Annotated in this window: 27 protein-coding genes, 2 tRNA genes and 1 pseudogene; 22 read left to right on the forward strand and 8 right to left on the reverse strand. The window is 29.2% G+C overall.

The features are described from left to right. Window position 1: 1 nt before the first annotated feature. Both ABXT63_RS02850 and ABXT63_RS02855 read left to right on the forward strand, forming a co-directional pair. Window positions 2-736, forward strand: a complete 735-nt coding sequence (locus ABXT63_RS02850; protein ID WP_415321682.1) for an amino acid ABC transporter ATP-binding protein — start codon at window positions 2-4, stop codon at window positions 734-736. Window positions 737-908: 172 nt separating this feature from the next. Beyond that, complete coding sequence (locus ABXT63_RS02855; protein ID WP_415321684.1) at window positions 909-1,280, forward strand: helix-turn-helix domain-containing protein; 372 nt, start codon at window positions 909-911, stop codon at window positions 1,278-1,280. Between the two features lie 149 nt (window positions 1,281-1,429). Here the strand turns inward: ABXT63_RS02855 and ABXT63_RS02860 are convergent. Next, window positions 1,430-1,505 (reverse strand) — tRNA-Asn (locus tag ABXT63_RS02860). Between the two features lie 50 nt (window positions 1,506-1,555). After that, window positions 1,556-1,629, reverse strand: a tRNA-Cys gene (locus ABXT63_RS02865). 126 nt (window positions 1,630-1,755) lie between these two features. On the opposite strand from ABXT63_RS02865, the gene ABXT63_RS02870 reads away from it, so the two are divergent. Genes ABXT63_RS02870 through ABXT63_RS02880 form a run of 3 tightly spaced genes read left to right on the forward strand, consistent with a single transcriptional unit; the run spans window position 1,756 to window position 7,306 of the window. Next, complete coding sequence (locus ABXT63_RS02870; protein WP_415321686.1) at window positions 1,756-4,383, forward strand: valine--tRNA ligase; 2,628 nt, start codon at window positions 1,756-1,758, stop codon at window positions 4,381-4,383. Beyond that, complete coding sequence (gene ilvD / locus ABXT63_RS02875; RefSeq protein WP_415321688.1) at window positions 4,383-6,101, forward strand: dihydroxy-acid dehydratase; 1,719 nt, start codon at window positions 4,383-4,385, stop codon at window positions 6,099-6,101. Before ABXT63_RS02870 ends, ilvD begins: the two co-directional genes overlap by 1 nt. Continuing rightward, window positions 6,101-7,306 carry a sugar phosphate nucleotidyltransferase gene (locus ABXT63_RS02880; protein ID WP_415321690.1) on the forward strand — a complete coding sequence of 402 codons (1,206 nt, stop codon included), beginning with the start codon at window positions 6,101-6,103 and terminating at the stop codon, window positions 7,304-7,306. Before ilvD ends, ABXT63_RS02880 begins: the two co-directional genes overlap by 1 nt. 23 nt (window positions 7,307-7,329) lie before the next feature. Here ABXT63_RS02880 and ABXT63_RS02885 read toward each other — a convergent pair whose 3' ends face one another. The 3 genes from ABXT63_RS02885 to ABXT63_RS02895 all read right to left on the reverse strand — a co-directional run bounded on the left by ABXT63_RS02885 (window position 7,330) and on the right by ABXT63_RS02895 (window position 9,905). After that, complete coding sequence (locus ABXT63_RS02885) at window positions 7,330-8,289, reverse strand: hypothetical protein (protein ID WP_271482644.1); 960 nt, start codon at window positions 8,287-8,289, stop codon at window positions 7,330-7,332. Window positions 8,290-8,580: 291 nt separating this feature from the next. Beyond that, the gene (locus ABXT63_RS02890; RefSeq protein WP_271482642.1) at window positions 8,581-8,802 is read right to left on the reverse strand and encodes a DUF6552 family protein; all 222 of its coding nucleotides are present in this window, start codon (window positions 8,800-8,802) and stop codon (window positions 8,581-8,583) included. A gap of 83 nt (window positions 8,803-8,885) precedes the next feature. Beyond that, window positions 8,886-9,905 (reverse strand): zinc ABC transporter substrate-binding protein, encoded by a 1,020-nt coding sequence (locus tag ABXT63_RS02895; protein ID WP_415321693.1) that lies wholly within the window; start codon window positions 9,903-9,905, stop codon window positions 8,886-8,888. Window positions 9,906-9,977: 72 nt separating this feature from the next. On the opposite strand from ABXT63_RS02895, the gene ABXT63_RS02900 reads away from it, so the two are divergent. From ABXT63_RS02900 to ABXT63_RS02915, 4 genes are read left to right on the forward strand one after another with little or no spacing between them, the layout of a single operon-like run. Then, window positions 9,978-10,724, forward strand: coding sequence for a metal ABC transporter ATP-binding protein (locus ABXT63_RS02900; protein ID WP_271482637.1), 747 nt, complete (start codon window positions 9,978-9,980; stop codon window positions 10,722-10,724). Beyond that, the gene (locus ABXT63_RS02905) at window positions 10,725-11,528 is read left to right on the forward strand and encodes a metal ABC transporter permease (protein ID WP_415321695.1); all 804 of its coding nucleotides are present in this window, start codon (window positions 10,725-10,727) and stop codon (window positions 11,526-11,528) included. 24 nt (window positions 11,529-11,552) lie between these two features. Then, window positions 11,553-11,951, forward strand: a complete 399-nt coding sequence (locus ABXT63_RS02910) for a Fur family transcriptional regulator (protein WP_415291195.1) — start codon at window positions 11,553-11,555, stop codon at window positions 11,949-11,951. After that, a complete protein-coding gene (locus ABXT63_RS02915) occupies window positions 11,952-12,950 on the forward strand; it encodes an Ldh family oxidoreductase (protein ID WP_415321697.1) in 999 nt (332 codons plus the stop codon). It abuts the gene before it with no gap. Here the strand turns inward: ABXT63_RS02915 and xth are convergent. Further along, the gene (gene xth, locus ABXT63_RS02920; protein ID WP_415321699.1) at window positions 12,942-13,718 is read right to left on the reverse strand and encodes an exodeoxyribonuclease III; all 777 of its coding nucleotides are present in this window, start codon (window positions 13,716-13,718) and stop codon (window positions 12,942-12,944) included. The genes ABXT63_RS02915 and xth overlap by 9 nt on opposite strands. Continuing rightward, entirely contained in the window at window positions 13,718-14,035 is a 318-nt protein-coding gene (locus tag ABXT63_RS02925) for a HesB/IscA family protein (protein ID WP_168606297.1), read from the reverse strand. Before ABXT63_RS02925 ends, xth begins: the two co-directional genes overlap by 1 nt. Window positions 14,036-14,085: 50 nt before the next feature. Between ABXT63_RS02925 and ABXT63_RS02930 the strand changes: the two genes are divergently transcribed. From ABXT63_RS02930 to secF, 13 genes and pseudogenes are all read left to right on the forward strand, one after another. Further along, on the forward strand, window positions 14,086-15,201 hold the full coding sequence (locus tag ABXT63_RS02930; RefSeq protein WP_415321701.1) for a deoxyguanosinetriphosphate triphosphohydrolase: 1,116 nt from the start codon (window positions 14,086-14,088) through the stop codon (window positions 15,199-15,201). Beyond that, window positions 15,201-16,934 (forward strand): arginine--tRNA ligase, encoded by a 1,734-nt coding sequence (gene argS / locus ABXT63_RS02935; protein ID WP_415321703.1) that lies wholly within the window; start codon window positions 15,201-15,203, stop codon window positions 16,932-16,934. Before ABXT63_RS02930 ends, argS begins: the two co-directional genes overlap by 1 nt. Continuing rightward, window positions 16,934-17,197 (forward strand): hypothetical protein, encoded by a 264-nt coding sequence (locus ABXT63_RS02940; protein WP_415321705.1) that lies wholly within the window; start codon window positions 16,934-16,936, stop codon window positions 17,195-17,197. The genes argS and ABXT63_RS02940 overlap by 1 nt, the downstream gene beginning before the upstream one ends. After that, the gene (locus ABXT63_RS02945) at window positions 17,187-18,137 is read left to right on the forward strand and encodes a glycoside hydrolase family 3 N-terminal domain-containing protein (RefSeq protein WP_415321707.1); all 951 of its coding nucleotides are present in this window, start codon (window positions 17,187-17,189) and stop codon (window positions 18,135-18,137) included. Before ABXT63_RS02940 ends, ABXT63_RS02945 begins: the two co-directional genes overlap by 11 nt. 8 nt (window positions 18,138-18,145) lie before the next feature. After that, window positions 18,146-18,886 (forward strand): segregation and condensation protein A, encoded by a 741-nt coding sequence (locus ABXT63_RS02950; RefSeq protein WP_415321709.1) that lies wholly within the window; start codon window positions 18,146-18,148, stop codon window positions 18,884-18,886. Next, window positions 18,883-19,590: an SMC-Scp complex subunit ScpB gene (gene scpB, locus ABXT63_RS02955; protein WP_415321711.1), complete on the forward strand. Its 708-nt coding sequence runs from the start codon at window positions 18,883-18,885 to the stop codon at window positions 19,588-19,590. Before ABXT63_RS02950 ends, scpB begins: the two co-directional genes overlap by 4 nt. Window positions 19,591-19,632: 42 nt before the next feature. Continuing rightward, on the forward strand, window positions 19,633-19,839 hold the full coding sequence (gene tatA / locus ABXT63_RS02960) for a twin-arginine translocase TatA/TatE family subunit (RefSeq protein WP_415321713.1): 207 nt from the start codon (window positions 19,633-19,635) through the stop codon (window positions 19,837-19,839). Between the two features lie 5 nt (window positions 19,840-19,844). Then, complete coding sequence (gene tatB, locus ABXT63_RS02965; RefSeq protein WP_020169402.1) at window positions 19,845-20,066, forward strand: Sec-independent protein translocase protein TatB; 222 nt, start codon at window positions 19,845-19,847, stop codon at window positions 20,064-20,066. After that, window positions 20,053-20,817, forward strand: a complete 765-nt coding sequence (gene tatC, locus ABXT63_RS02970) for a twin-arginine translocase subunit TatC (RefSeq protein WP_415321716.1) — start codon at window positions 20,053-20,055, stop codon at window positions 20,815-20,817. The genes tatB and tatC overlap by 14 nt, the downstream gene beginning before the upstream one ends. After that, window positions 20,810-22,067: pseudogene (serS, locus tag ABXT63_RS02975) on the forward strand (serine--tRNA ligase). Before tatC ends, serS begins: the two are co-directional and overlap by 8 nt. Before the next feature lie 53 nt (window positions 22,068-22,120). Further along, window positions 22,121-22,405 carry a preprotein translocase subunit YajC gene (gene yajC, locus ABXT63_RS02980; protein WP_415279081.1) on the forward strand — a complete coding sequence of 95 codons (285 nt, stop codon included), beginning with the start codon at window positions 22,121-22,123 and terminating at the stop codon, window positions 22,403-22,405. Between the two features lie 12 nt (window positions 22,406-22,417). Then, entirely contained in the window at window positions 22,418-23,971 is a 1,554-nt protein-coding gene (gene secD, locus ABXT63_RS02985) for a protein translocase subunit SecD (protein WP_415321718.1), read from the forward strand. Further along, complete coding sequence (gene secF, locus ABXT63_RS02990; RefSeq protein WP_415321720.1) at window positions 23,972-24,859, forward strand: protein translocase subunit SecF; 888 nt, start codon at window positions 23,972-23,974, stop codon at window positions 24,857-24,859. A 2-nt stretch (window positions 24,860-24,861) separates the two neighbouring features. On the opposite strand, the gene ABXT63_RS02995 is transcribed toward secF, so the two are convergent. After that, entirely contained in the window at window positions 24,862-25,455 is a 594-nt protein-coding gene (locus ABXT63_RS02995) for a urate hydroxylase PuuD (protein ID WP_271483251.1), read from the reverse strand. Between the last annotated feature and the right edge of the window lie 8 nt (window positions 25,456-25,463).

Here is a 25,463-nt window from a genome sequence, read left to right on the forward strand (position 1 = left end):
TATGTCAGATTTAATTATTCAAATACAAAAAGTTAATAAATGGTTTGGTGATTTTCAGGTTTTAAAAGATATAGACCTTGAGGTTAAACCAAAGGAAAAAATTGTTGTTTGTGGTCCGTCTGGATCTGGAAAGTCTACGCTAATTAGATGTATTAACAGGTTAGAAGAACATCAAAAAGGAACTATTATAGTTGATGGAACTGAAATATCAGAAGACACAAAAAATATAGAACAAGTTAGGGCTGAAGTTGGAATGGTTTTTCAGCAGTTTAATTTATTTCCTCACTTATCTATTTTAGATAATTGTACATTGGCCCCAATCTGGGTAAAAAAAATGTCAAAAAAAGATGCTGAAAAATTAGCTTTAGAGCACTTAGAAAGAGTGCAAATTTTAGACCAAGCTCAAAAATTCCCAGGTCAATTGTCAGGTGGTCAACAACAAAGAGTTGCTATTGCTAGGGCACTTTGTATGGAACCTAAAATTATGTTATTTGACGAACCTACATCAGCATTAGATCCTGAAATGATCAAGGAAGTCCTGGATGTTATGGTTAATTTAGCAAAGCAAGGAATGACTATGATTGTAGTAACTCATGAAATGGGTTTTGCTAAAGAAGTTGCAGACCAAATGATTTTTATGGATGAAGGAATGATTGTAGAAAAGGCAACAACTAAAGACTTTTTTGCTAATCCAGAAAGTGAGCGTACTAAACTTTTTTTAAGTCAAATTTTATAAGCTCCGATTACTCATATAATACAACAAAAAAATTCCTAAATCTCCTTATAATAACTTGACAGTATTTGTTTTTTTATATCTATTTTTTTAAAAAAAACAAATTTTTCTATTGCGATAACATCTAAAAATTAGTTCAATAGGTTTTTTTAAATAAACTTTAAGAGGGGTCTTAATGGAAGATAATTTTAATACACACTTGGGAAATAAATTAAAACTAAGAAGACTGGCTTTAAATCTTACACAAACAAAAGTTGCAAAAGCAATCAACGTTACATTTCAACAAATTCAAAAATATGAAAAAGGAACTAATGGGGTTAGCTCAATTAGACTTCTTCAATTAGCAAATTATTTAAAAGTTCCAGTTAATTATTTTTTTGAAGATTTTTCAGAATATTTAGTTAATCTTGAAAAATCTCAAGAAGGTCACATAAATGTTAACTATAATTTTTTAGTTAAACTTTACTCAGAACTTAATAATGATCAAAAGTTGAAGTTTAGTAAATCTTTACAGGCTTCACCTATAGGAATTTCAAAAGTAGGTTAAATAAATAATTTTTTAAGACCTATAATTAATTGAATATTAAATTTTTTCTAACATTTTTCAGATAATTAAAAGATATTTAACATTATTTGTGAACATAATTTCTCATACCATGTTCATGTAGATATTAAATTATTTAAATGTAAATTTTTTGGCTCCTCGGGCAGGACTCGAACCTGCGACCAATTGATTAACAGTCAACTGCTCTACCAACTGAGCTACCGAGGAATATCAAAATCACAACTTACTTTTTTTTAAGAGTAACACAAGATTTTTTTTGGAGGCAACGCCCAGAATCGAACTGGGATACAAGGATTTGCAATCCTCTGCGTAACCATTCCGCCACGTTGCCCTCTCATCTCAATTTAAAACAAATAGAGAGCCTTTTATATATTAAATATATAAAATTAGTCTACCAAATAAGCCTTCAAAATGATTATTGTTAATTCATATTATTAAATTATAAACTTATTCATCTATGAGTAACGACAAATACATACATACAGACGTCGAGGATAAGATTTATTCTTATTGGGAAAAAAACAGTTTATTTAAACCTACTAAAAATAAGAAACAATTTTCAGTGGTTATACCTCCGCCCAATGTAACAGGTAGTCTTCATATGGGGCATGCTTTAAATAATTCAATTCAAGATCTTTTAGTTAGATATCACCGTATGAATAATTATGAAACGTTATGGCAACCAGGAACAGATCACGCAGGCATTGCTACACAGGCTTTAGTTGAGAAAAAATTAACTGCTGAGGGTATTGATAAAAATAAAATTGGAAGAGAAAAGTTTATAGAAAAGGTTTGGGAATGGAAAGAGGAACACGGCGATATCATTTTAAATCAGCTTAAAAAACTTGGTTGTTCTTGTGATTGGTCAAGAAATGCTTTTACAATGGATGAAAACCTTTCAAAATCAGTTTTAAAAGTTTTTGTAGAACTTCACAAAAAAGGTTTAATTTATAAAGATAAAAAACTAGTAAACTGGGATACAGTTTTAAAAACTGCAATATCTGATTTAGAAGTGGATCAAAGAGAGGTTAATTCTAAGATTTATTATATTCAATATCCAATTGAAGATTCTAGTGATTTTATAACTATAGCAACAACCAGACCTGAAACTATGTTGGGAGATACTGCAATTGCTGTAAATCCAAAAGATAATCGGTTTAAACACTTGGTTGGTAAATTTGTAACAGTACCAATTGTTGGAAGAAAAATAAAAATTATTGAAGATGAGTATGCTGACCCAGAAATGGGAACAGGTGCTTTAAAGATAACACCAGCCCATGATTTTAATGACTATGAAGTGGGACAAAGAAATAATTTAGAAATCATAAATATCTTTACTGAAGGTGGCAAAGTAAACGAAAATGCTCCTAAAGAATATATAGGACTTGATAGATTTGAAGCTAGAAAAAGAATTTTAAAAGAACTTAAAGAAAAAGAGTTTTTTGTTAAGGAAGAAAATATAAAAAATAAAGTTCCTTATGGGGATAGATCTAATTCAATAATAGAACCTTTTTTAACAGAACAATGGTTTGTTGATGCAAAAAAATTATCAGTCAAAGCAAAAGATGTAGTTAACTCAAAAAAAACCAATTTTTTTCCTACTAATTGGTCAAAAACTTATTTTCAATGGATGAATAATATTGAGCCATGGTGTATCTCGAGACAATTATGGTGGGGACATCAAATACCAGCCTGGTATGGCCCAGATAAAAAGATTTTTGTTGCAATAAATGAAGATGAGGCAAAATTAGATGCAAAAAAATTCTATAATAAAGATGTAGATTTAATTCGTGATCCAGATGTATTGGATACTTGGTTTTCATCAGGCTTATGGCCTTTTGCTACATTAGGGTGGCCTGATAATAAAGAATATGTTGAAAAATTTTACCCAACATCAGTACTTGTTACGGGATTTGATATTATATTTTTTTGGGTTGCGCGTATGATTATGTTTGGAATGGAGTTTCTAGACAAAGAACCTTTTAAAGATATTTATGTTCACGCACTTGTTAAAGATGAGAAGGGACAAAAAATGTCTAAATCTAAGGGAAACGTAATTAACCCTTTAGATTTAATTGAAAAATATAGTGCAGATGCTTTAAGATTTACTTTACTGTCCATGGCATCACCTGGCACTGATGTAAAACTTTCTGAAGATAGAGTTAAGGGGTATAGAAATTTTTTAAATAAATTATGGAATGCAAATAATTTTTTAATTACTAATAATTGTGATTTTTCTAATATTAAAGAAAAACCAAGTTTAACAATTAATATTAACAAATGGATTTATTCTGAACTAATAGAAACTAAGAATAAAATTGAAAAAAACTTAAAAGATTACAGATTTGATGAAGCTGCAAAAAATGCCTATCGATTTACCTGGCACTCTTATTGTGATTGGTATTTAGAGCTATCTAAAACAATATTATTTTCAGAAAATGAAAAAGCAAAAGATGAGGTAAGACAAGTATCAGCTTATATATTTAAGCAAATATTAATATTATTACATCCATTTATCCCATTTGTTACTGAAGAAATTTGGCTAAATAATAAATTTGATAACTCAGGTAAAGATTTTCTAATGTTAGCTAATTGGCCCTCTGGAGAGCTTGAAAGAGACTCGTCCACTAATCAAGTTGAAAAAATTATTAGTATAGTCTCTGAATTAAGATCATTTAAAAATGAATTAAGTGTAAGCCCTGGTTCTTTTATAGATATTTCAATAGAGAGTGTTAGTGAAAAAGAACAATCATTTTTTACTGAAAATGAGATTATTCTAAAAAAACTTGGTCGTATCAAAAATTTACATAATAAAGATTTAGATAAACCAGCTGCTACATTGATGGTTTCTGGAGATCTATTTAAAGTGTATTTTGATGAAGATGTTGATTTAGAATTAATTAAAAAAAACTTAACTACCAGACAAAATAAATACCAAGAAGAAATGAATAAAATATCAGAAAGATTAGCTAATAAAAGCTTTGTTGATAGAGCACCAAAAGATATTGTTGATCAGGAAAAAACTAATTATAATAATTTAAAAAATGATGTTGAGAGAATATCAATAACTATAAAGGGTATATAATGGCAAGATTTAACAAAAAGAAATTACCAAGCAGACATACTTCATTAGGTGCTGATAGAGCTCCGCATAGATCTTTTTATTATGCGATGGGTGAAACGGAAAAAGATGTAGCAAAACCATTTGTTGGTGTTGTTTCAACTTGGAATGAAGCTGCTCCTTGTAATATTGCTTTAATGAGACAAGCTCAATCTGTTAAAAAAGGTGTTAGAGCTTCAGGTGGAACGCCTAGAGAATTTTGTACGATAACTGTAACTGATGGTATTGCTATGGGCCATGAAGGAATGAAGTCTTCTTTAATTTCTCGTGAAGTAATTGCCAACTCAACTGAACTTACTGTACGTGGTCATTGTTATGATGCACTAGTTGGTATTGCTGGTTGTGATAAATCTTTACCTGCTTTAATGATGGCAATGGTTAGATTAAATGTTCCAAGTGTATTTATTTATGGTGGCTCAATACTGCCAGGTCAATACAAAGGTAAAGATGTAACTGTTGTTGATGTTTTTGAAGCAGTTGGAAAACACTCGGCTGGAAAAATGTCTGCTAAAGAATTAAGAAAATTAGAACTTGTTGCATGCCCAAGTGCTGGTGCGTGTGGAGGGCAATTTACTGCAAATACCATGGCCTGTGTCTCTGAAGCTATTGGTTTAGCTTTACCTTATTCAGCTGGAACACCTGCTCCATACGAAGAAAGAGATAAATATGCATTATTGAGTGGAAAGACTGTAATGAATTTATTAGAAAAAAATATTCGTCCAAGAGATATTGTTACAAAAAAATCTTTAGAAAATGCTGCAACAATAGTTGCTGCTACTGGTGGATCGACAAATGCCGCGTTACACTTACCAGCTATTGCTAATGAAATTGGAATTAAGTTTGATTTAATGGATGTAGCTAAAATCTTTAAAAAAACTCCATACCTTGCTGATTTAAAACCTGGTGGAAAATATGTTGCTAAAGATATGTGGTTAGCTGGTGGTGTTCCTATGTTATTAAAAACTCTTTATGATGGCGGTTTTATTCATGGTGATTGCATGACTGTTACTGGAAAAACGATGAAACAAAATTTAAAAAATATTAAATTTAATCCTAAGCAAAAAGTTTTAAGAGCTTATGACAATCCTTTATCACCAGATGGTGGTGTTGTTGGTCTTAAAGGTAACTTAGCTCCTGATGGCGGTATTGTTAAAATTGCTGGTTTAAAGAAATTACAATTTACTGGAAAAGCTAGATGTTTTGATAATGAAGAAGCAGCAATGGCTTGTGTACAAAAGAAAAAATATAAAGAAGGTGATGTGATTATTATTCGTTATGAAGGACCAGTTGGAGGTCCTGGTATGAGAGAAATGCTTTCAACAACAGGTGCTATTTATGGTCAAGGTATGGGTGAGAAGGTTGCCCTAATTACCGATGGAAGGTTTTCAGGCGCTACAAGAGGCTTTTGTGTAGGTCATGTTGGCCCTGAGGCGGCCTTAGGCGGCCCTTTAGCTCTTTTACGTAATGGCGATGTAATCGATATAGATGCCAAAAAAGGGACTATAAACGTTAGATTAACTAAATCACAATTAGCTACAAGACGAAAACAGTGGAAAGAAAAAAAATCAAGCTTTGGATCTGGTACTATTTGGAAATATGCACAAACAGTAGGTCCTGCATATTTGGGTGCACCAACACATCCTGGTAAAAGAAAAGAAGTAAAAGTTTACGCTGACATTTAATGAAAATTAGACCTGTTATATTATGTGGCGGAGCAGGAACTAGACTTTGGCCTAATTCTAAAAATCATCAAGCAAAACAATTTATTGATTTTGGTAATTGGACTTTATTAGGAAAAACTTTTGAAAGAGTTAAATCTTCAACATTTGATGCACCGGTCATAAGTACAAATCTTAAATATTTAAAAGAGGTAAAAAAACATCTTAAGAAACATAAGATAGGTAAATATAAAATTGTTTTAGAGCCTGCAAAAAGAAATACAGCACCAGCAATTCTTTCATCAGCATTAATTAAAGACATTCCAAACGAACAACCGTTAATGTTTTTTGCAGCAGACCACTTAATAGAAAAAGGAAGCATTTTTAATAAAGCTATTAATAAGAATAAGACTAACTTAACAGATCAAAATATATTCATTTTTGGTATTAAACCAACAGCACCTTCTAGTGAATATGGTTATTTTATAACAAAAAAAGTTAAAGGAAATATTAATAAAGTTACAAAATTTATTGAAAAACCAAAAGAAGCTAAGGCTAAGCAAGTTATTAAACAAAAAGGTTATTGGAATTCTGGTATGTTTTTTTTAAGAAAAGATTCAATAATCAATAACTTTAAAAAATACCAACCTACAATATATAAAAATTGTGTTAATGCTGTTTTAAAGGCTAAACTTAAAGATAACACTTATTACCTGAATAAAGCTTCATTTGAAAAAGCTACAGCAAAGTCTTTTGATTATGCAATTTTAGAAAAAACTAAACAAATCAATGCTATTAAATTAGATATTCCTTGGTCAGATCTTGGCAGCTGGAAAGAGATCTTAAAAATGTATGACAAAAATAAGAATAAATATTACAAGAAAAAAAATGTTTATTACCGACCTTGGGGTAGGTACGTTAATTTGTTTGAAGGCAAAGGCTTTTTAATTAAAGAATTATTCGTTAAACCAAAAGGTATCTTAAGTTTACAAAAACATCATCATAGATCTGAACACTGGCTGGTAACCGAAGGAACACCTAAAATTACACTTAATAAAGATAGTTTTTCAAAAAAACAAAACGATCACATATTCATTCCATTAGAAGCAATTCATAGAATTGAAAATCCCGGTAATAAACCTGTTAAGATTATTGAAGCACAAGTTGGGTTAATATTAAAAGAAAGTGATATTGTAAGGTTTCAAGATGTATATGGCCGTATTAAATAATAATACGACCACGTAATTAATATTTAAAACCAATTATTTGGAATAATGATGTAGTGAATTGCAAGTACAATTGCTACTGACACCGTCAATCCTATAGTCATTTTAAGGAAGTCTTTACCAATTAAAGGAAAGACATATTTAAACTTATAGTCTTTATTCATTGTAGATATTGCAAGCTCTCTACCACATAACAAACCAACAAATACCCATGTTGTTGACATTGGTAAATCATTAAGTTCTTTAAAGTAGTAAAGAACAGCAGCATAAATCACATTAATTATTGTCGCTGATCTTGCGTATCTAGTTCCAGTTTTATCTAAAACAACTTTTTGAATTGTTCCTCCGTTTATGTAGAAAATATAAAAAAGAAGAGCTGTAAAGTATGCAAGAACAATTAATAATAAATTTACATCTATTTGTCTTGGAAGATATACGGCTATATTAGCTACGTCGTGAGATAACCAAACCCACCACAACCAAGCAGAAGTTACCCATACAGAGTTTCTCCAAAAACCTATCCATTTATCTTCAACTTCATCAAATTTCTCATTGATAAATTTAGATACTACTATCCAACAAATGTATGCTGCAACAGCTGCTAAGCCATATCCCACAACACTCTTCATAAGCATTTTTTCAAGAACTACAGTTGATGCAAATGCTGACAGTACTAAAAAGGTAGTTGAAACAGGTATACCTATTCTTGTTAATATTAAAAGTATTCCAGGAGCCACAGCATGATACCACTGTATTTCTTGGAAAGGTATTCTAGTTAATCTTCCGTAAGATATATCACCAGCATTACTGTACCAGCCCCATGTGATTGCAAGTATCATCACAAATGAAGCAGCACTTGCAAGGGTATACCATTTAAACCATTTTTGTTTTGACGCTATAAATGTTCCAAGCGTTTGAATTGAATCATTTGCTATAACGCTATATCCCGCTAAAGCAAAGCCGACGATCGTATATATTGTTGTCATTTCCATCTTATTTTTCCTATTTTTAATTTATCTTTATTGTTTTCCATTTCGAAAGATTCTTATTCATGAGGTCGATTTAATAGAGAAGAGAAATTTTATCTATAGGTAAATTTATTAATATTTTTTGTGATGAGTTGATTCATCGATCATTATATTATTCAAAGTTGAAGTCTATATAGAGAATTTATTAATATTATTTGAGGGATGATGATTTATCGTTTATTATATTAATTAATAATTTTGTCTAGTTGTAAAATATTTTAAATACAACTTATTAGGGCTTTATAGATACTAAAATATCACCTTATAAATACCTATTAAGAACAGTGGTATCTGCAATCCAAAGTTAGTTAATATAGCTTTATCTTTTGATATAAAACCAGCTATTGTCCAACCAATAACTCCAAGACCATGGAAGTAGATGTTAATAGGGTAGATATTTAAATTAGTTAATAATATTCCAGTTAATACTAAAGCAGTACTGATCCATTTAAGGTATTTTTTAATAAACATAGTCTCCTCTATATATAAGTTTTATTACTAATTTATTACAATTATAGAGGAAACTAAAATCTTAATTTATAAAATCCCTAAAATTAACATCCTTTAAATGAAGCAGACATATTTCTAATTAGATCAAAATATAAATCTTTTCCTGGGTTTAAAGTAGCTCCAAGTGGATCTACAACACCAGTTTTAATATTCATATCTTTAGCAACTACCTTAATGATATCAGGATTAAATTGAGGTTCTGAGAAAATACATTTTACTTTATCATGTTCAATTATTTCTCTAATTTCTGATAATTGTTCTGCACCAGACATTACGTCAGTATTAACTGTAAAAGCACCCAATATTTTTACATTAAATCTTTTTTCAAAATATTGATATGCATCATGGAAAACAATAGATGATGTACTTTCATTTAATTCAGTCATCACATCCATAGTTAGTTTATCTATATCATTAAGTGCTTTATCTAAGTTACTTTTGTAAGTAGATGCATTTTTTGAATCATTTTCGATTAAATGCTCAGTCATTTCTTTTAAAATAACTTTTGCATTAATAGGGTCTAACCAAATGTGGGGATCATATTCACCATGTCCATGTCCTTCATGCTCATCATGATCATCTTCTTTTTTAGCGTGATCGTCATGGTCGTCATGATCATCTTCTTTTTTAGCGTGATCGTCATGGTCGTCATGATCATCTTCTTTTTTAGCGTGATCGTCATGATCATGCTCATCAAAAATATTTCTTTCTCTAAACTTTAATACATTCAAACCTTTAATTTCAATTAATTCAATTTTTTCAGCTTTTATTGCAATTGAATTTAATGGTTTTTCTAAAAAACTTTCTAAATCTTCACCTATCCAAAAGATAAGATCTGCATTTTGCAACATTTTTGCATGGGATGGTTTCATAGAGAACCCATGTGGTGAGTTAAAACCATCTACAATTAAATCTGGTTTTCCAACTCCATCCATAAGATAACTCGCTAATGAATGAATAGGTTTGATTGATGTAACTACTTTTATTTCAGCATTAGCTGGTGTAAAGATCGTTAATAATGATAAAATTGATAGAATAAATGATATTTTTTTTAGTTTTTTCATAATTTAAATATTTTAATGGTTGTTATAATATAACAGTATGTAATAATATAACATTTAAATGTCAATAGATAAATGAATTCAGATAATAATATATTAGTTAAATTAAATAATGCAGGTTTTCGCCAAAATAATAAATGGCTAGTAGAAGATGTGTCTCTACAAGTTGAGAAGGGTAAAATTGTAACTCTCATTGGTCCCAATGGTTCAGGAAAAAGTACAACTGCCAAAATTGCATTAGGTATTTATAAAAATATTGAAGGAAGTATTGAAAAAAATACTAATAAAATTGGATATGTTCCTCAAAAAATTTCAATAGATTGGACATTACCACTCAGAGTTAAAGACTTTATGGTTTTAACTGAAAATATTAAGGATGATCAGATTAATGAAGCTTTATCATTAACTGGAGTAATGCATCTTAAAAATAAAAATTTAGGTAATTTGTCTGGAGGGGAGTTTCAAAGAGTTTTGCTTGCTAGAGCTATTTCAAAAAAACCAGAACTGTTAGTACTTGATGAACCAGTTCAAGGTGTTGATTATACTGGTGAGATAGCGTTGTATGCATTAATTAAAAAAATATCAGATACTTTAAATTGTGGAATTTTATTGATTTCACATGACTTACATACGGTAATGACTGCAACAGACCATGTTGTCTGTTTAAACGGCCATGTTTGTTGTTCAGGTTCACCTATTGATGTTGCAAAAAATAGTGAATATAAAACCTTATTTGGAGAACAAGCGTCTCAAATCCTTTCAGTTTATGAGCATAAACATGATCACGAGCATTCTGATGAAGGAAGGATAAAAAAAAATTAAATGTTTGATGATTTTTTTATAAGAGCATTGGTGGCTGGAATTGGAATTGCCTTAGTTGCAGGACCACTTGGATGTTTTGTTGTTTGGAGAAGATTATCTTATTTTGGTGACACACTTTCTCATTCAGCATTACTGGGTGTTACAATGGCATATACATTTGATCTAAATATTGCTCTTTCAGTATTTTTGATTTCATCAGTAATAGCCTTAATATTAATAAAGCTTCAAAAAAAAACTAATTTACCTGGTGATGCTTTACTCGGTCTTTTAGCGCACTCTTCATTAGCTGTTGGATTGGTAGTAATTGGTTTTTTAACTTTTATAAGATTTGATATCATGGGACTATTGTTTGGAGATATATTGGCTGTAACAACTAATGATATATTTGTTGTATGGGGTGGTGGTGCTATAATTTTAGTAATACTTAAATTAATTTGGAAACCTTTATTTGCATCTACTGTTAATTATGAATTAGCTGAAGCTGAAGGTTTAAATCCTGATAGATCAAAAGCTATATTTACAATTTTACTAGCTGCCGTTATTGCCATATCAATTAAAATGGTAGGTTTGTTATTAATTACTGGAATGTTGATTATCCCCGCTGCAATGGCTAGAAATATGTCAGACAGTCCACAAAAAATGGTAATTTACTCGGTTATAGGAGGATTATTGTCTGTAATTTTGGGATTATTTTCTTCATTAGAGTTTAATACTTCCTCGGGACCCTCAATAATTGTAGCGTCCTTGATCTTATTTATTTTATCTTTACTAAATATAAAACAGTCGATTAAATTGAAAAACTAATGAGTTATTGTTAAACTTTCGATTATGCATAAAGAAATCAATCTATCAAAAAATCAACAAATTATTTTTGATTTTATAGAAAAAGCTAAAGAACCACTTAAGGCTTATTCTATTTTATTTAATGTTCAAAAAAAGGGAATTAAAGCTCCATTACAAGTTTACAGGGCATTAGATAAGCTGATCGAAATAGGAAAAATACATAAAGTAGAAAGTAGAAATGCTTTTATAGCATGTAAAAGTTCAAGTTGTGAAATTTCACAAGCAACGGCTTTTTCAATATGTAATAAGTGTGAAAATGTTTCTGAAATTAATAATCCAAAACTTTCAAAATATTTAACTAATTTTGAAGACGATACCGGAATGCAATATAATAAATATAATTTAGAGTTTTTTGGTTTATGCAAAAAATGTAAAGCAAAATAAATGAGTACAGTATCCTTAACATTAAATGAAATTTTAGAATTAGCTAAAAAAACATTACTAGCTAATGGTTGTGATGAGGAAAATGCTAGTATTTTAGCAGATACTATTATGAGAGCTGAAAGAGATGGTTCTGTTTCTCATGGTTTGTTTAGATTGCCAGCTTATGTAGCTGGCTTAAAAAGTAAAAAAATTAATGGTAAAGCAAGACCTGAATTAGAAAATGTTGCTCCAAGTATTATTAAAGTATTAGGTAACAATGCAGTTGCTCCAATGGTTTTAAGTTTAGGATTACCTGCTGTTATTGATTTAGCCAAAAAAAATGGTGTAGCGGTTCTTGCTATAAAAAATTCACATCACATGGCAGCTCTTTGGCCTGAAACTGAAGCTATTGCAGAGGCTGGTCTTGTTGGTATTGCTTGTACATCTTATAAGCCTGCCGTTGCACCAGCAGGTGCTACGAAACCTTTATATGGTACAAATCCAATTTCTTTTGCATGGCCTAGACCAGGTAAAACTCCTGTTGTCTACGATATGGCAACAGCTTCAATGGCAATGGGTGAAGTTCAGATTGCAAAAAGAGAAGGGCATAAAGTACCACTTGGAACAGGTTTAACTAAAGGGGGAAAAGAAACAACTGATCCTGGAGAAATTGCAGATGGTGGAGTTATACTTCCTTTTGGAGGCTATAAAGGATCTAGTATAGCAATGATGGTTGAATTATTAGCTGGTGCATTAATAGGTGAAAATTTTAGTTTTGAAACTGCTGCTAAAGATAATAACGATGGCGGCCCTCCAAGTGGTGGTGAATTTATTATAGCAATCTCACCTGAGAAAATTTCTGGCAAAGGTTGGGATAAGCACGCTGATGAGTTTTTTAGTAAAATGTCAGCTATGGAAGGTGTTAGACTTCCAGGTGAAAGAAGACATAAAAATAGATTAGACAAAGGTCCAAGAAATATTAATGAAGAACTTGTTAATAAAATTAAATCTTTAAGTTAATTCAATTTCAATAGGTGTGTGATCTGAAGGTTTTTCTTTTCCTCTGGGGTCTTTATTAATATTAACATTCTTAACTATATTTAATAAAGAATTTGATACTAAGAAGTGATCTATTCTTAATCCATTATTTTTCTGCCAAGCACCTCTCATATAATCCCAATAAGTATAACCTTCAATTTCACCATGAATATGACGGTAGGCATCATGAAAACCTAGATTAATCATTTCTCTAAATTTTTTTCTTATCTCAAGTCTGTATAAAGCGTCATCTTCAAAACCTTTAATATTATAAGCATCTTCTGCTGAAGGAAGAATATTAAAATCACCTGCTAAAATAATGTTTTCATTTTTCTTTGAAAGAGTTTTTAGCTGTTTAATCAAAGTATCCAACCATTCTTTTTTATAAGTATATTTATCAGTATCTACAGGATTACCGTTTGGTGTATAAATGTTAATCAGTTGAATATTTTTTTTCTTATATTTTAATTCTGCTGAAATAATTCTAGACTGTTTAAGTTTGTCTTTAATCAAATCTATTCTAACATTTTCTAGTTTATGTTTAGAAATGATTGCAACTCCATTATAACTTTTTTGTCCAAACACATGACTTTCATAATCTAATGCTGAAAAATCATCATAGGGAAAAGTCTCATCTTGTGTTTTAATTTCCTGCATCATAACAACATCGGGAGAAAATTTTTGAAGGTATTCTTTAATATTTTCAATTCTTGCTCTAACTGAATTAACATTCCAGGATGTGATAATCATTATATGGAGAACGAAACACCACAACCGCAAGAAGATTTGCTTTGTGGGTTAGAGATTTTAAATTGATCACCAATTAGTTCCGAGACAAAGTCAACCTCTGAACCTTTTAATAAATCTGCTGAAGTTTTATCAATGAGAATATTTTCATGTTTTAAGTCGTCTGCTTCTAATTTTTTGTCAAAAGTAAACTCATATTGAAAACCTGAGCAACCACCACCTTTAATAGCGATTCTAAAAAATGACCCTGGATCTTTTTGAGACAACAAATTATTAATCTGTTTTATAGCTTTATCTGTAAATTTAATTTCTTTAATCATATAACAACACTGATATTACTAATATAATATCAATTTATTAAATTTAAAGTATGAATAATTACTCAAATTTAGCTCTATCTAAAAGCAAAGGTCGTATTTTTAAAGAAGCAAATTCACTTTATAGAACACCATTTCAAAGAGATAGAGATAGGATTATTCACAGTGCCTCATTCAGAAGGCTAAAGCATAAAACGCAAGTTTTTGTTAACACAGAGGGTGATCATTTTAGAACTAGAATTACCCATTCAATTGAAGTTGCACAAATTGCAAGATCAATAGCTAAACATTTAGGTTTAAACGATGATCTGGCTGAAACTTTAAGTTTGGCTCACGACTTAGGGCATACACCGTTTGGACATGCTGGAGAAGATGCCCTTAATGAATGCATGGTTAACTTCGGAGGCTTTGATCACAACCTTCAAACTTTAAGAATAATTATGTTTCTTGAGCATAAATACCTAAAGTTTAAGGGCCTAAATTTAACATTAGAAACTTTAGATGGATTATTAAAGCACAATGGACCAATTGAAGATATCTCTACAGTTGATAGGCTGATAGGATTAAAAAGTTTTAAGAATAAAATAAATTTTACTAATTCTGGATCATTGGAGGCTCAAATATCAGCAATCTCCGACGACATTGCCTACAATAATCATGACATACAAGATGGAATCAGAGCCAAAATGTTTAATTTAAACGACTTGATTGAAATTAATTTTTTTAAAGATATTTATAAATCTCACAAGAAAAACATAAAGAATAATAATAAAGATATTTTGATATATCAGATAATAAGAGATTCAATTGATTTAATGGTTAGAGATTTGATTAAAAATACTAAAAATAATTTAAAAATTAATAAGATCAAATCTTTAAATGATGTTTATAAATTAGATAATCCTATAGTATGTTTTTCTAGTAAATTTCTAAAAATTGAAAAAGAAGTTAGGTTTTTCCTAAGAAGTAAAATGTACAATAACAAGAAAGTATTATTAAAAAATAATCATGGAAAAAAAATTGTTAATAAACTTTTTTATAAAATTAAGAATAAGCCTAAAAAATTCTTAAATGCTGACCAATTAAAGAACGACACTAATAGAGCAATTGCTGATTTTATTTCAGGTATGACAGATAGATATGCAATCAATTTAAACAAAAGTATTTAATGAACATTTTTGATCTCTATTTAGATAAAATAATAATTTTGATTAAGAAGCTAAATAAAGATGGTTCTTTAGAAATACCTGAATCTTTAAAAGGAATTAATGTAGACATACCACCATCTAATTTTGACTGCGATATATCAACTAATGTAGCCATGGTACTCTCTAAAGCGAATAAAAAATCTCCAATCGATATTGCAAACACTCTAATTGATTTAATTAAAAATGAAGATGAAAAAATTGAAACTATTTCTGTAGCAAAACCTGGATTTATTAATATTAAATTTAAAACGGTATATTGGAACAATTTTATTAAAAATGTTAACCAAAATTACAAAGATTTTGGTGTTAATATAAAAGAAAAAAAACAGAAATATCTTGTAGAATTTGTTTCTGCTAATCCAACGGGTCCTCTTCACGTAGGACATTGTAGAGGTGCAATATTAGGAGATGTAATTTCAAATATATTAATTTTTAACAAGCATGATGTTTCTAAGGAATATTATGTAAACGATTATGGCAATCAGATCATAAATTTTACAAAGTCTGTTTTTTTTAGGATTAGAGAAATACTTTTTAATGAAAAATTTCCCATTGAAAATTCAGATTTATATCCCGGTGATTACTTGGTTGATATTGCTAAAAATATTATAGAATCTAACAAAGTTTTAAAATTTGATAAATTTGAAGATGTTTCAAAAGAATTAACTTTATTGTCAGTCTCAGAATCTTTAAAATTAATTAAAAACAATTTATCAAACCTTGGAATAGTGCACGATAAATTTACCAGTGAAACTGATATTGTCCTAAATAACGAAGTTCAAAAAGCAATTGACAAATTAAAGGATAAAAAACTAGTTTATAGTGGAAAAATTGAGGCCCCCAAAGGTGAGGATGATCAAAATTGGGTTGAAAGAGAGCAACTTTTATTTAAATCAACGGATTTTGGAGATGACAAAGATAGAGCACTTCAAAAATCTGATAAATCATGGACTTACTTTGCTAGTGATGTGGCTTATCACGATAATAAATTGAATAGAAATTACGATACACTTATTAATATATTAGGAGCAGATCACGCTGGTTATATAAAAAGGATAACTTCTGTCGTTGAAGCGTTATCCGGAGATAAAAAAAAATTAATTTGTAAGGTAAGCCAACTTGTTAAACTAATTAAAGATGGAAAACCTTTCAAAATGTCAAAAAGAAAAGGCGACTATATAACTGTTGAAGATTTGATTGCTGAAGTTGGTAGGGATGCTACTAGATTTATTATGCTTAATAGAAGTAGTGATGTAGAGTTGGATTTTGACTTTACAAAAGTTAAAGAAAAATCAAAAGATAATCCTCTTTACTATGTCCAGTATTGTTATGCTAGAATATCATCTGTTTTTAGACATGTAGATCTTAATATAGAAAATGATTTGAATATAAATGATTACGAATTTGAATACACTGGAGATGAAATAAAGATATTAAAAAAAATAGCAGAATGGCCGAAGTGTATTGAAGCTGCAAGTTTAAGACTTGAACCTCACAGAATACCAGTTTATCTTTATGAGTTATCATCAGAATTCCACTCTTATTGGAATATGGGTAAAGATGATCTATCAAAAAGATTTATTAACGAACAAAAGAAAATATCAAATGATAAGTTAGTTTTTTTAAAAGTTATATCTAATGTTATCAAATCTGGAATGGATATTGTTGGAGTGAATACTCCGCAAAAAATGTAATGTTAAAAGAACTTAAATATCTTTTATTTTTAATTGTTATAGTTTTATTTTTTTTTCTATCTTTCAAATACTACTTTTCAAATGAAAATAAAAAAAATTCATATAGATCTTTAAAAAATATTGAAGATAAAACTGAAAATTATTCTCATAATCTTATTTTACTTAATAGTGATACTGTTAATATCGTAGAATATGTTGAAAAAAGTATAGATAAAAACAAAAAGAATTACAATTTTTGGAAATTAATAAATAATGATGGATGATCGTAAAAGTTTTATAGTTGGTTTAAAATCAACTAAATTACTGATTAAAGAAAAAAAATTTCTAATTAGACATAAGCCTTGGGGAATAATACTTTTTTCACGAAATATCAAAAATATTACACAAGTTAAAAAATTAACAGATGAAATTAGAAAAATATTTAATGATAAGAAATACCCTATCTTAATTGATCAAGAGGGTGGCAGAGTAAATAGATTAAGAAAATTTTTTAAAGCAGATAAGTTTACAGGAGAATTTTTTGGCAATCTTTATCTTAAAGATAAAAAAGATTTTTATACTGAATATAAAAAGTTTATAAATAAAACTGTCTTATTATTAAAAACTGTAGGCATAAATATTAATACTTTACCTGTTCTTGACGTAAGATCAAAAGGGTCCAGCTCAATAATTGGTGACAGAGCATTTTCAAGTAATGCAAAGATTGTTTCACAAATTGGAGATATTTGTATTAAAGAATTTCATAATAATAAAATTGCCACTGTAATAAAACATATACCTGGTCATGGTTTAGCAAAAGTGGATAGTCATAAAAAAACTCCTACAATCAACAAGAAATTAAGACATTTGAATAATAATGACTTTAAGGCATTCAAAAATAAAAATTGTCTGTTTGCAATGACAGCGCATCTTATTTATAAAAATATCGATAAAGCAAATACAGCTACACATTCGAAGAAAATTATAAAATTAATAAGAAACCAAATTAAATTTAAAAATATTTTGATGTCTGATGATATATCGATGAAGAGTTTAAAAGGCTCTATAGCAATTAATACAAAAAAATCCTTTAGTGCAGGTTGTGATTTAGTTCTTCATTGTAACGGAAATTTAAAAGAAATGAATGATGTGGCTCTTTATTCACCAGTTATAAGTAAGTTTATTATAAAAAAAACATCACAATTTTATAAGATTATAAGTTAATATTTGACATGTCCGATACCGATTCTAAAAACTTTAATGTAGATCTTGATAATTATAACGGCCCACTTGATGTTCTGTTAGATTTGGCAAAAGCACAAAAAGTAGATCTTGAAAATATTTCTATAACTTTATTGGCTGACCAATTTCACGATTATATAACAAATGAAAAAAATCTTAATCTAGAGGTAGCCTCTGAATACCTACTAATGGCTACTTGGTTAACTTATTTAAAATCTAAACTTTTATTGCCAGAAAATCCTGAGGAAGAATTTAAAGTTTTAGAAGTTGCTGAAAAACTAAAATTGCAATTAAAAAAATTAGAATTGATTAGATTGCTTTCTGACCAAATGTTAAAAAGAAAAAGACTTGGAAGAGAAATAAGACTTAGAGGAATTAAAGGAAACATAAGATCTATATACAGCACTGAATATAAACTAAATCTTTACGAATTATTAAAATCTTATTCATCAATTATTATGACCAAAGATTTTCAAAGAATGAATATTCCTAAACTTCCAGTTTTTACTACTGAAGATGGTATAAAAAGAATAAAAGAATTTTTTGGTAAGTTAATTGATTGGAGGAATATTAATGAATTAATACCATCTTCATTTAAGAATAGTTCAAAATATAAAAGAACAGGTAAAGCTGGAATTTTTGCAGGATCTTTAGAGCTGGTTAAAGAAGGTAATTTAACTATAAAACAAGAAAATTTATTTGATGATATTTATATTAAAGAATTAAAATGACAAAAATAAAAAAGAAAACAAAAAAAATAAATGACAATATAGTTACTTTCCCATCAAAAATGAATGCTGGTGAAAGAGAAGTTGAGGCAATTGTTTTTGCTGCTGCTGAACCGTTAGATATCGACACTATCGAATCTAAAATTTCAAAAAAAATTAATGTTTTAAAATCATTGGAGAGGTTACAAAAAGAATATTCATCAAGAGGAATTAATTTAGTTTGCATTTCTAAAAGATGGTCTTTTAGAACATCTGAAAATTTATCAAACCTTATGTCTCAAGAAAAAACTGTAGAAAAAAAATTATCTAGAGCTGCAATAGAAACCTTAGCAATAATTGTTTATCACCAACCTGTCACTAGGGCTGAAATTGAAGAAATTAGAGGTGTTGCTTTTGGAACGAATACACTTGAGATTTTAATGGAGCTAAATTGGGTAAAACCACAAGGCCGTAAAGATGTACCTGGTAAACCAATTCAATATGGAACTACTAATGATTTCTTAAGTCATTTTAGTCTTCAAAAACTGTCTGATTTACCTACAGTTGACGAATTGGGATCTGCTGGTCTGATAGATAGCTCAAACATAGATAATGCAATATTTGGTACTGGTAAATTTTACAAAGAAAAACAAGTAGAAAAAGAAGATATTTATGAAAATATCGATGAGATGTTAGGTGGAACACTAAGTCCAGATGAAGAAAAGTAAAAAGTTACTTTAAAATTATATTTAAAAGAGGTATAAAATATTATGAGCATTGGAATTTGGCAAATAGCAATTGTAGTAATCTTAGTTGTCCTTTTATTTGGTAGAGGTAAAATTTCTAGTCTAATGGGTGATGTTGCTAAAGGTATAAAGAGTTTTAAAAAAGGTATGGCTACAGATATTACTGATGAGCCTGAGCCTGAGCCTAAAAACGTTTCAGAAAATAATCAAGACAGTAAAGACAAAGAATAAATTAAATGCCCACTATTGGCTGGTTTGAGATTTTAATAGTAGTAGCTGTTGCAATCATTGTTATTGGCCCAAAAGATTTCCCATATATGTTAAAAAAAGTTGGTTCATGGATTGGAACAACAAAAAGATATATTAGCAATATACAAAATGAGGTAGCTGACCTTGATATTAATTCTAATGAGATAGAAAAACCTATAGAAGAAAAAAAAGATAATGACAAAATCTGAAAATGAAGGCGGTTTTGTAAGCCATCTAACTGAACTTAGAAAAAGATTAATTCACTCTTTTATTTTTTTATTCATTTTTTTTATTGGATGTTATTTTTTTTCAGAACATCTCTATGGTTTTTTAGTTGAGCCTTTTGCTAAAGCGGTAAATGAAAGTGGAACTGATAGAAGATTAATTTTTACAGCTTTACAGGAAACATTTTTAACATACTTAAAGGTTTCTTTTTTTGCGGCATTCTTTGTTACATGTCCCTTTATATTGGTACAAATATGGAAATTTATTGCACCAGGACTATATAAGCATGAAAAAATTGCAATCGTTCCATATCTTATTTTAACACCTATATTATTTTTTCTAGGAGGAATGCTTGTTTATTATTTAATAATGCCACTAGCCATAAAGTTTTTTCTCTCTTTCGAAAGCACAGGGGCTTCAACAGGATTACCCATTCAATTGGAAGCAAAAGTTAGTGAATACCTTTCACTTGTAATGAAATTAATTTTTGCATTTGGTATAAGTTTTCAGCTACCAGTTGTTCTTAGTTTGTTAGCTAGAGTTGGCATAGTTAATGCTAAGTTTCTTAGAGAAAAAAGAAAATATGTTGTTGTAATGATTTTTGCAGCAGCTGCATTATTAACACCACCCGATCCTATAACTCAAATTGGACTAGCAATACCATTATTGATTTTATATGAATTATCTATATTTTCTGTAAACATTATTGATAAGAAAAATAAAAAAAATGCATAATATAAAAGAAATTAGAAATGATATTGAGGCTTTTAAAAAAGCTTTAAATAAAAGATTCCTAGATATAGATGTCGATAAGATTTTATCATTGGATGAGAGCAATAGAGAATATATCCAACAAAGAGAACTGCTTGAAAAAGAAAAAAGATATTTCAAAGTCTAAAGATCAGTCACTTTTTGAAAAATCTAAAAAAATTTCATCTGAAATAGATAATATTAATAAATTACAAACTAATGTTAAAAATGAATTAGAATCTATTTTATCATCAATACCAAATATACCTCATTCTGACGTTCCTACAGGTAAAGATGAAAACTCAAATATAGAAATTTCTAAATCAGGAAAAATACACAATTTTACATTTAAGCCTAAATCTCATTATGAATTAGGTGAAAACTTAAACATGCTTGATTTTGATCTAGCAACGAAAACTACTGGCTCTAGGTTTGTTTTTGTAAAAGATAAATTGGCCTTGTTAGAAAGAGCTTTATCAAATTTTATGCTTGATACACATGTTAATATTAATGGTTATGAAGAAATATCACCGCCACTAATTGCAACAGATGCTACTATGTATGGTACAGGACAATTACCTAAATTCGATAATGATCAGTTTGAACTTAAATTAGACGATTCTAGTGACAGAAAGTTTTTAATTCCGACTGCTGAAGTTATTTTAACCAATATTGTAAAAGATCAAATTATTGATAAAAAAAAACTTCCCATGCGAATGGTTGCTTCAACACCATGTTTCAGAAAAGAAGCAGGAAGTTATGGTAAAGACACAAAAGGCATGATTAGACAGCACCAATTTTACAAAGTTGAAATGGTGAGTATTGTTGAGGCAGATAAGTGCTTACCAGAACTCGATAGAATGACTGATTGTGCAACTAAAATTTTAGATTTACTAAAAATTCCATATAGAAAAATAGTTTTATGTACTGGTGATATGGGGTTTAGTGCTGAAAAAACTTTTGATATTGAGGTGTGGCTTCCATCTGAGGATAAATATAGAGAAATCTCAAGTTGTTCTTCATGTGGATCGTTTCAAGCAAGAAGAATGAAAGCTAGATATAAAAACGAAAAAAAAGAAACTGTGCTTGTTGGAACCTTAAATGGCAGTGGCTTAGCAGTTGGTAGAACATTAGTTGCTATATTAGAAAATTATCAACAAGAAGATGGCTCTATTATTGTACCTGAAGTTTTAAGGCCTTACATGAATAATATTGAGAAAATCAATAAGATTTAAAGTTGTTTTAATTTAATAGATGTTGTAAGTATTCACTTTAATCAAGGAGAAAAATGGATTTAGGAATAGGACAATTTATACCACTAATTTTAATTTTTGTTATTTTTTACTTTTTTTTAATAAGACCTCAACAAAAGAAAGTTAAAGAGCATAAAGCCATGGTAGAAAACTTATCTAGAGGAGACAAGGTTGTAACGTCTGCAGGTATTATTGGAACAGTTGAAAGAATTATTGATAATGAAAAAGTTGAAGTGCAAATTGCCGACAACGTTAAAGTTGAAATTATCAAATCTACAGGCATCCAAGGATTACTTAACTCTCCTGAAGTAAAAAAATAACATTTAACTAAAGTGTTATACTTTTCCAAATTAAGAATTGCCTTAGTTTCTTTAGTAACAATTTTTTTTATTTTTATTGCTGCATCTAATTTTCAGGATTCTAAAGATAGCTTTATATCAAATAAAATAAACCTAGGTTTAGATTTGCAAGGTGGCTCATATCTACTACTTGAAATTGATAATGGACCTGTTGAAATTCAAAAATTACAAAATACAACAACTGTTATTAGAAATTTTTTAAAAGATAAGAAAATAACTTTTAACGATCTGAGAATAGAAAATAAAAAAATAATATTTAATATATCCAAAGACAATACTGAATTAGTTGAAACTTTTTTCCTTGATAAAGAAAGTGATATAAACCCATATTATAATCAATATAAATCTCATCAGTTTGATTTAGAAATACAAAATAATAAATTTACTTTAACTCTTTCAAAGTACGGACTTATAGAAATCAAAACTTCTTCACAAGATCAAGCTTTAGAAATAGTTAGAAGAAGAGTTGATGAGGTTGGTACTAATGAGCCCAATATATTAAAAAGAGGTAATAATAGAATTTTAGTTGAACTTCCAGGTCTAGATGATCCTATGCGTATAAAGTCACTTTTAGGAAAAACTGCAAATTTAACATTTAGATTTGTCACTCAAAATAATAATGACACTTTTGGAACTGAAATGCTTCAGTTTGAAGATGGAACTAGCGAAGCAATGGTTAGTAAAAGAATAATCTTAAATGGTGAGAATTTACTGGATGCTCAACCACAAATGAACAATCAAACAAACGAAACAGTAGTATCATTTACTCTTGATAGAGTGGGAGCTAAAAGATTTGGAAAAGCAACAAGTACTGGTATTGGAAAACAATTGGCAATAGTTCTAGATGGAAAAATCGTTAGTGCGCCAGTTATTAGAGACACTATAGCAAGTGGAAATGGTCAGATCAGTGGCAACTTTACATTTCAATCAGCTACAGATTTAGCTTTACTACTAAGATCAGGAGCTTTACCAGCACCACTTAATATAATTGAGGAAAGAACAGTAGGACCTGATCTTGGACAAGATTCAATTAATGCTGGTGTTTTTGCACTTATGATAGGTTTTTTATTAGTGATTATTTTTATGTTTTTTAAATATAAAATATTTGGTTTGATAGCCAATATAACACTTTTAGTTAATTTATTTTTTTTAGTAGGTATTTTGACTCTATTTGGAGCTACATTAACATTGCCGGGTATTGCCGGTATTATTTTAACTGTTGGTATGGCAGTTGACGCAAATGTATTAATTTTTGAAAGAATTAAAGAAGAATGTAAGAAAGAAAAAAATAATATAATAGCTTTTGATACAGGTTATGTAAAATCAAAAACCGCAATTATTGATGCAAATATAACTACATTAATTGCAGCTATTATTTTATTTTTTATGGGGTCGGGTCCAGTTAAAGGCTTTTCTGTTACCTTAGCTGTAGGAATTTTTACTACTCTATTTTCAGTTTATTTTATTGCAAGAATGCTTACTGGTCTTTACGTGATAAGAAATAAAGAAAAAACTAAACTAATATAAATGATTAATTTTAATAAATTTTATAAACTATTTAACCTTATCTCTTTAAGTCTAGTCTTCCTATCTATTCTATTGTTATTTTTTAAAGGACTTAATTTTGGTGTAGATTTTAAAGGTGGGACCTTAATAGAACTAAGGTCTAATGATAAAAATATTAATGTTACCTCTTTAAGACAATCTTTTAATAAAATGAATTTAGGAGATTTTAACGTTAAAAAATTTGGTAATGAAAATGATTTTTTAATTAAGATAGAGAAAAAAGACACAAGTGCAAAGGCTATTGAAGTTATTAAAAAAGATTTAACCTCTTCTTTGGGTGGCTCTTTTAATTTCAGAAGAGTTGAAAATGTAGGTCCAAAAGTTAGCTCTGAATTATTAAAGTCTGGTATTATTGCAATAGCACTATCTCTAGCTGCAATGTTATTTTACATATGGATAAGGTTTGAATGGCAATTTAGTTTAGGTGCTATTTTAGCCTTATTCCATGATGTTATTATAACACTAGGTCTTTTCTCGCTATTTAGTTTAGAAATAAATCTATCAATAGTTGCTGCTGTTTTAACTATAGTTGGTTATTCAATGAACGATACTGTTGTTATTTATGACAGAGTTAGAGAAAATTTAAGAAAGTTTTCTGATATCAAAATTTATGAACTTACAAATATTTCAATTAATGAAACTCTTTCTAGAACTATAATTACATCAGCTACAACATTGCTTGCTTTAGTTTCAATTTATTTATTTGGAGGGGAAATATTAAAAGGTTTTTCTTTAGCCATGATAATGGGTGTTGTATTTGGAACTTATTCTTCAATTTATATAGCTAATCCGATACTTGTAAAACTTAGAGTTTCACAAAAAACAATCCTAAAAGAAGATACAGAGTAGATTTAATAAAGGTTTTGAGCTGCTACCATTGAAAGTAGCATTGGTAACGATAAAAGAGTATTTGTTCTTGAAAACAACATTGCTGTTCTTGCTGATTTTGCTTTAACATCAGGCTCACATTCAACCATTCCTAGTGCTCTTTTTTGATTTGGCCAAATTATAAACCAAACATTAAATGCCATATATAAACCAAGCCACATACCAATACCGATAGCTGTATTTTTTCCACCACCACCTAAAGTCATAGCATCGTGTAAATAACCATTTAAATAAGCTAAAATTAATCCTGATATTACGGTAAGTAAAGCAGCCCATCTAAAATAAAACAATGCGGCTGGAGCTATAACTTTGCCTATAGCAGGTTTTTGTTCATCAGGGATTTTCGGCATGTTTGGGATTTGTACAAAATTAAAATACCAAAGAAGCCCAATCCACATAATAGCAACTGTTACATGGATCAATCTTGTTAACCAACTCCAAAAAATTGTATCAAAATCGAAACCACCATTACCATAAAATAACCCTAGAAAAAAAATTATAGCTAAAGCTAATGATGCGTGAATAGTTTTTGGAAGTGATGATAGTAAATTACCCATAATTAGAA

The organism is Candidatus Pelagibacter sp. Uisw_092 (genome assembly GCF_047729545.1).
Classification (GTDB): domain Bacteria; phylum Pseudomonadota; class Alphaproteobacteria; order Pelagibacterales; family Pelagibacteraceae; genus Pelagibacter.

Bases quoted from the DNA above. Each gene is read 5' to 3' on its own strand.
- ABXT63_RS02855 (WP_415321684.1), top strand. From the start codon at position 909: ATGGAAGATAATTTTAATACACACTTGGGAAATAAATTAAAACTAAGA.
- argS (WP_415321703.1), top strand. From the start codon at position 15,201: ATGAACATTTTTGATCTCTATTTAGATAAAATAATAATTTTGATTAAG.
- tatB (WP_020169402.1), top strand. From the start codon at position 19,845: ATGCCCACTATTGGCTGGTTTGAGATTTTAATAGTAGTAGCTGTTGCA.
- ABXT63_RS02940 (WP_415321705.1), top strand. From the start codon at position 16,934: ATGTTAAAAGAACTTAAATATCTTTTATTTTTAATTGTTATAGTTTTA.
- ABXT63_RS02930 (WP_415321701.1), top strand. From the start codon at position 14,086: ATGAATAATTACTCAAATTTAGCTCTATCTAAAAGCAAAGGTCGTATT.
- ABXT63_RS02850 (WP_415321682.1), top strand. From the start codon at position 2: ATGTCAGATTTAATTATTCAAATACAAAAAGTTAATAAATGGTTTGGT.
- ABXT63_RS02895 (WP_415321693.1), bottom strand. From the start codon at position 9,905: ATGAAAAAACTAAAAAAAATATCATTTATTCTATCAATTTTATCATTA.
- yajC (WP_415279081.1), top strand. From the start codon at position 22,121: ATGGATTTAGGAATAGGACAATTTATACCACTAATTTTAATTTTTGTT.
- ilvD (WP_415321688.1), top strand. From the start codon at position 4,383: ATGGCAAGATTTAACAAAAAGAAATTACCAAGCAGACATACTTCATTA.
- ABXT63_RS02885 (WP_271482644.1), bottom strand. From the start codon at position 8,289: ATGACAACAATATATACGATCGTCGGCTTTGCTTTAGCGGGATATAGC.
- ABXT63_RS02890 (WP_271482642.1), bottom strand. From the start codon at position 8,802: ATGTTTATTAAAAAATACCTTAAATGGATCAGTACTGCTTTAGTATTA.
- tatA (WP_415321713.1), top strand. From the start codon at position 19,633: ATGAGCATTGGAATTTGGCAAATAGCAATTGTAGTAATCTTAGTTGTC.
- ABXT63_RS02870 (WP_415321686.1), top strand. From the start codon at position 1,756: ATGAGTAACGACAAATACATACATACAGACGTCGAGGATAAGATTTAT.
- ABXT63_RS02880 (WP_415321690.1), top strand. From the start codon at position 6,101: ATGAAAATTAGACCTGTTATATTATGTGGCGGAGCAGGAACTAGACTT.
- ABXT63_RS02910 (WP_415291195.1), top strand. From the start codon at position 11,553: ATGCATAAAGAAATCAATCTATCAAAAAATCAACAAATTATTTTTGAT.
- ABXT63_RS02915 (WP_415321697.1), top strand. From the start codon at position 11,952: ATGAGTACAGTATCCTTAACATTAAATGAAATTTTAGAATTAGCTAAA.
- ABXT63_RS02995 (WP_271483251.1), bottom strand. From the start codon at position 25,455: ATGGGTAATTTACTATCATCACTTCCAAAAACTATTCACGCATCATTA.
- scpB (WP_415321711.1), top strand. From the start codon at position 18,883: ATGACAAAAATAAAAAAGAAAACAAAAAAAATAAATGACAATATAGTT.
- ABXT63_RS02900 (WP_271482637.1), top strand. From the start codon at position 9,978: ATGAATTCAGATAATAATATATTAGTTAAATTAAATAATGCAGGTTTT.
- secF (WP_415321720.1), top strand. From the start codon at position 23,972: ATGATTAATTTTAATAAATTTTATAAACTATTTAACCTTATCTCTTTA.
- ABXT63_RS02925 (WP_168606297.1), bottom strand. From the start codon at position 14,035: ATGATTAAAGAAATTAAATTTACAGATAAAGCTATAAAACAGATTAAT.
- ABXT63_RS02905 (WP_415321695.1), top strand. From the start codon at position 10,725: ATGTTTGATGATTTTTTTATAAGAGCATTGGTGGCTGGAATTGGAATT.
- xth (WP_415321699.1), bottom strand. From the start codon at position 13,718: ATGATTATCACATCCTGGAATGTTAATTCAGTTAGAGCAAGAATTGAA.
- tatC (WP_415321716.1), top strand. From the start codon at position 20,053: ATGACAAAATCTGAAAATGAAGGCGGTTTTGTAAGCCATCTAACTGAA.
- ABXT63_RS02950 (WP_415321709.1), top strand. From the start codon at position 18,146: ATGTCCGATACCGATTCTAAAAACTTTAATGTAGATCTTGATAATTAT.
- ABXT63_RS02945 (WP_415321707.1), top strand. From the start codon at position 17,187: ATGATGGATGATCGTAAAAGTTTTATAGTTGGTTTAAAATCAACTAAA.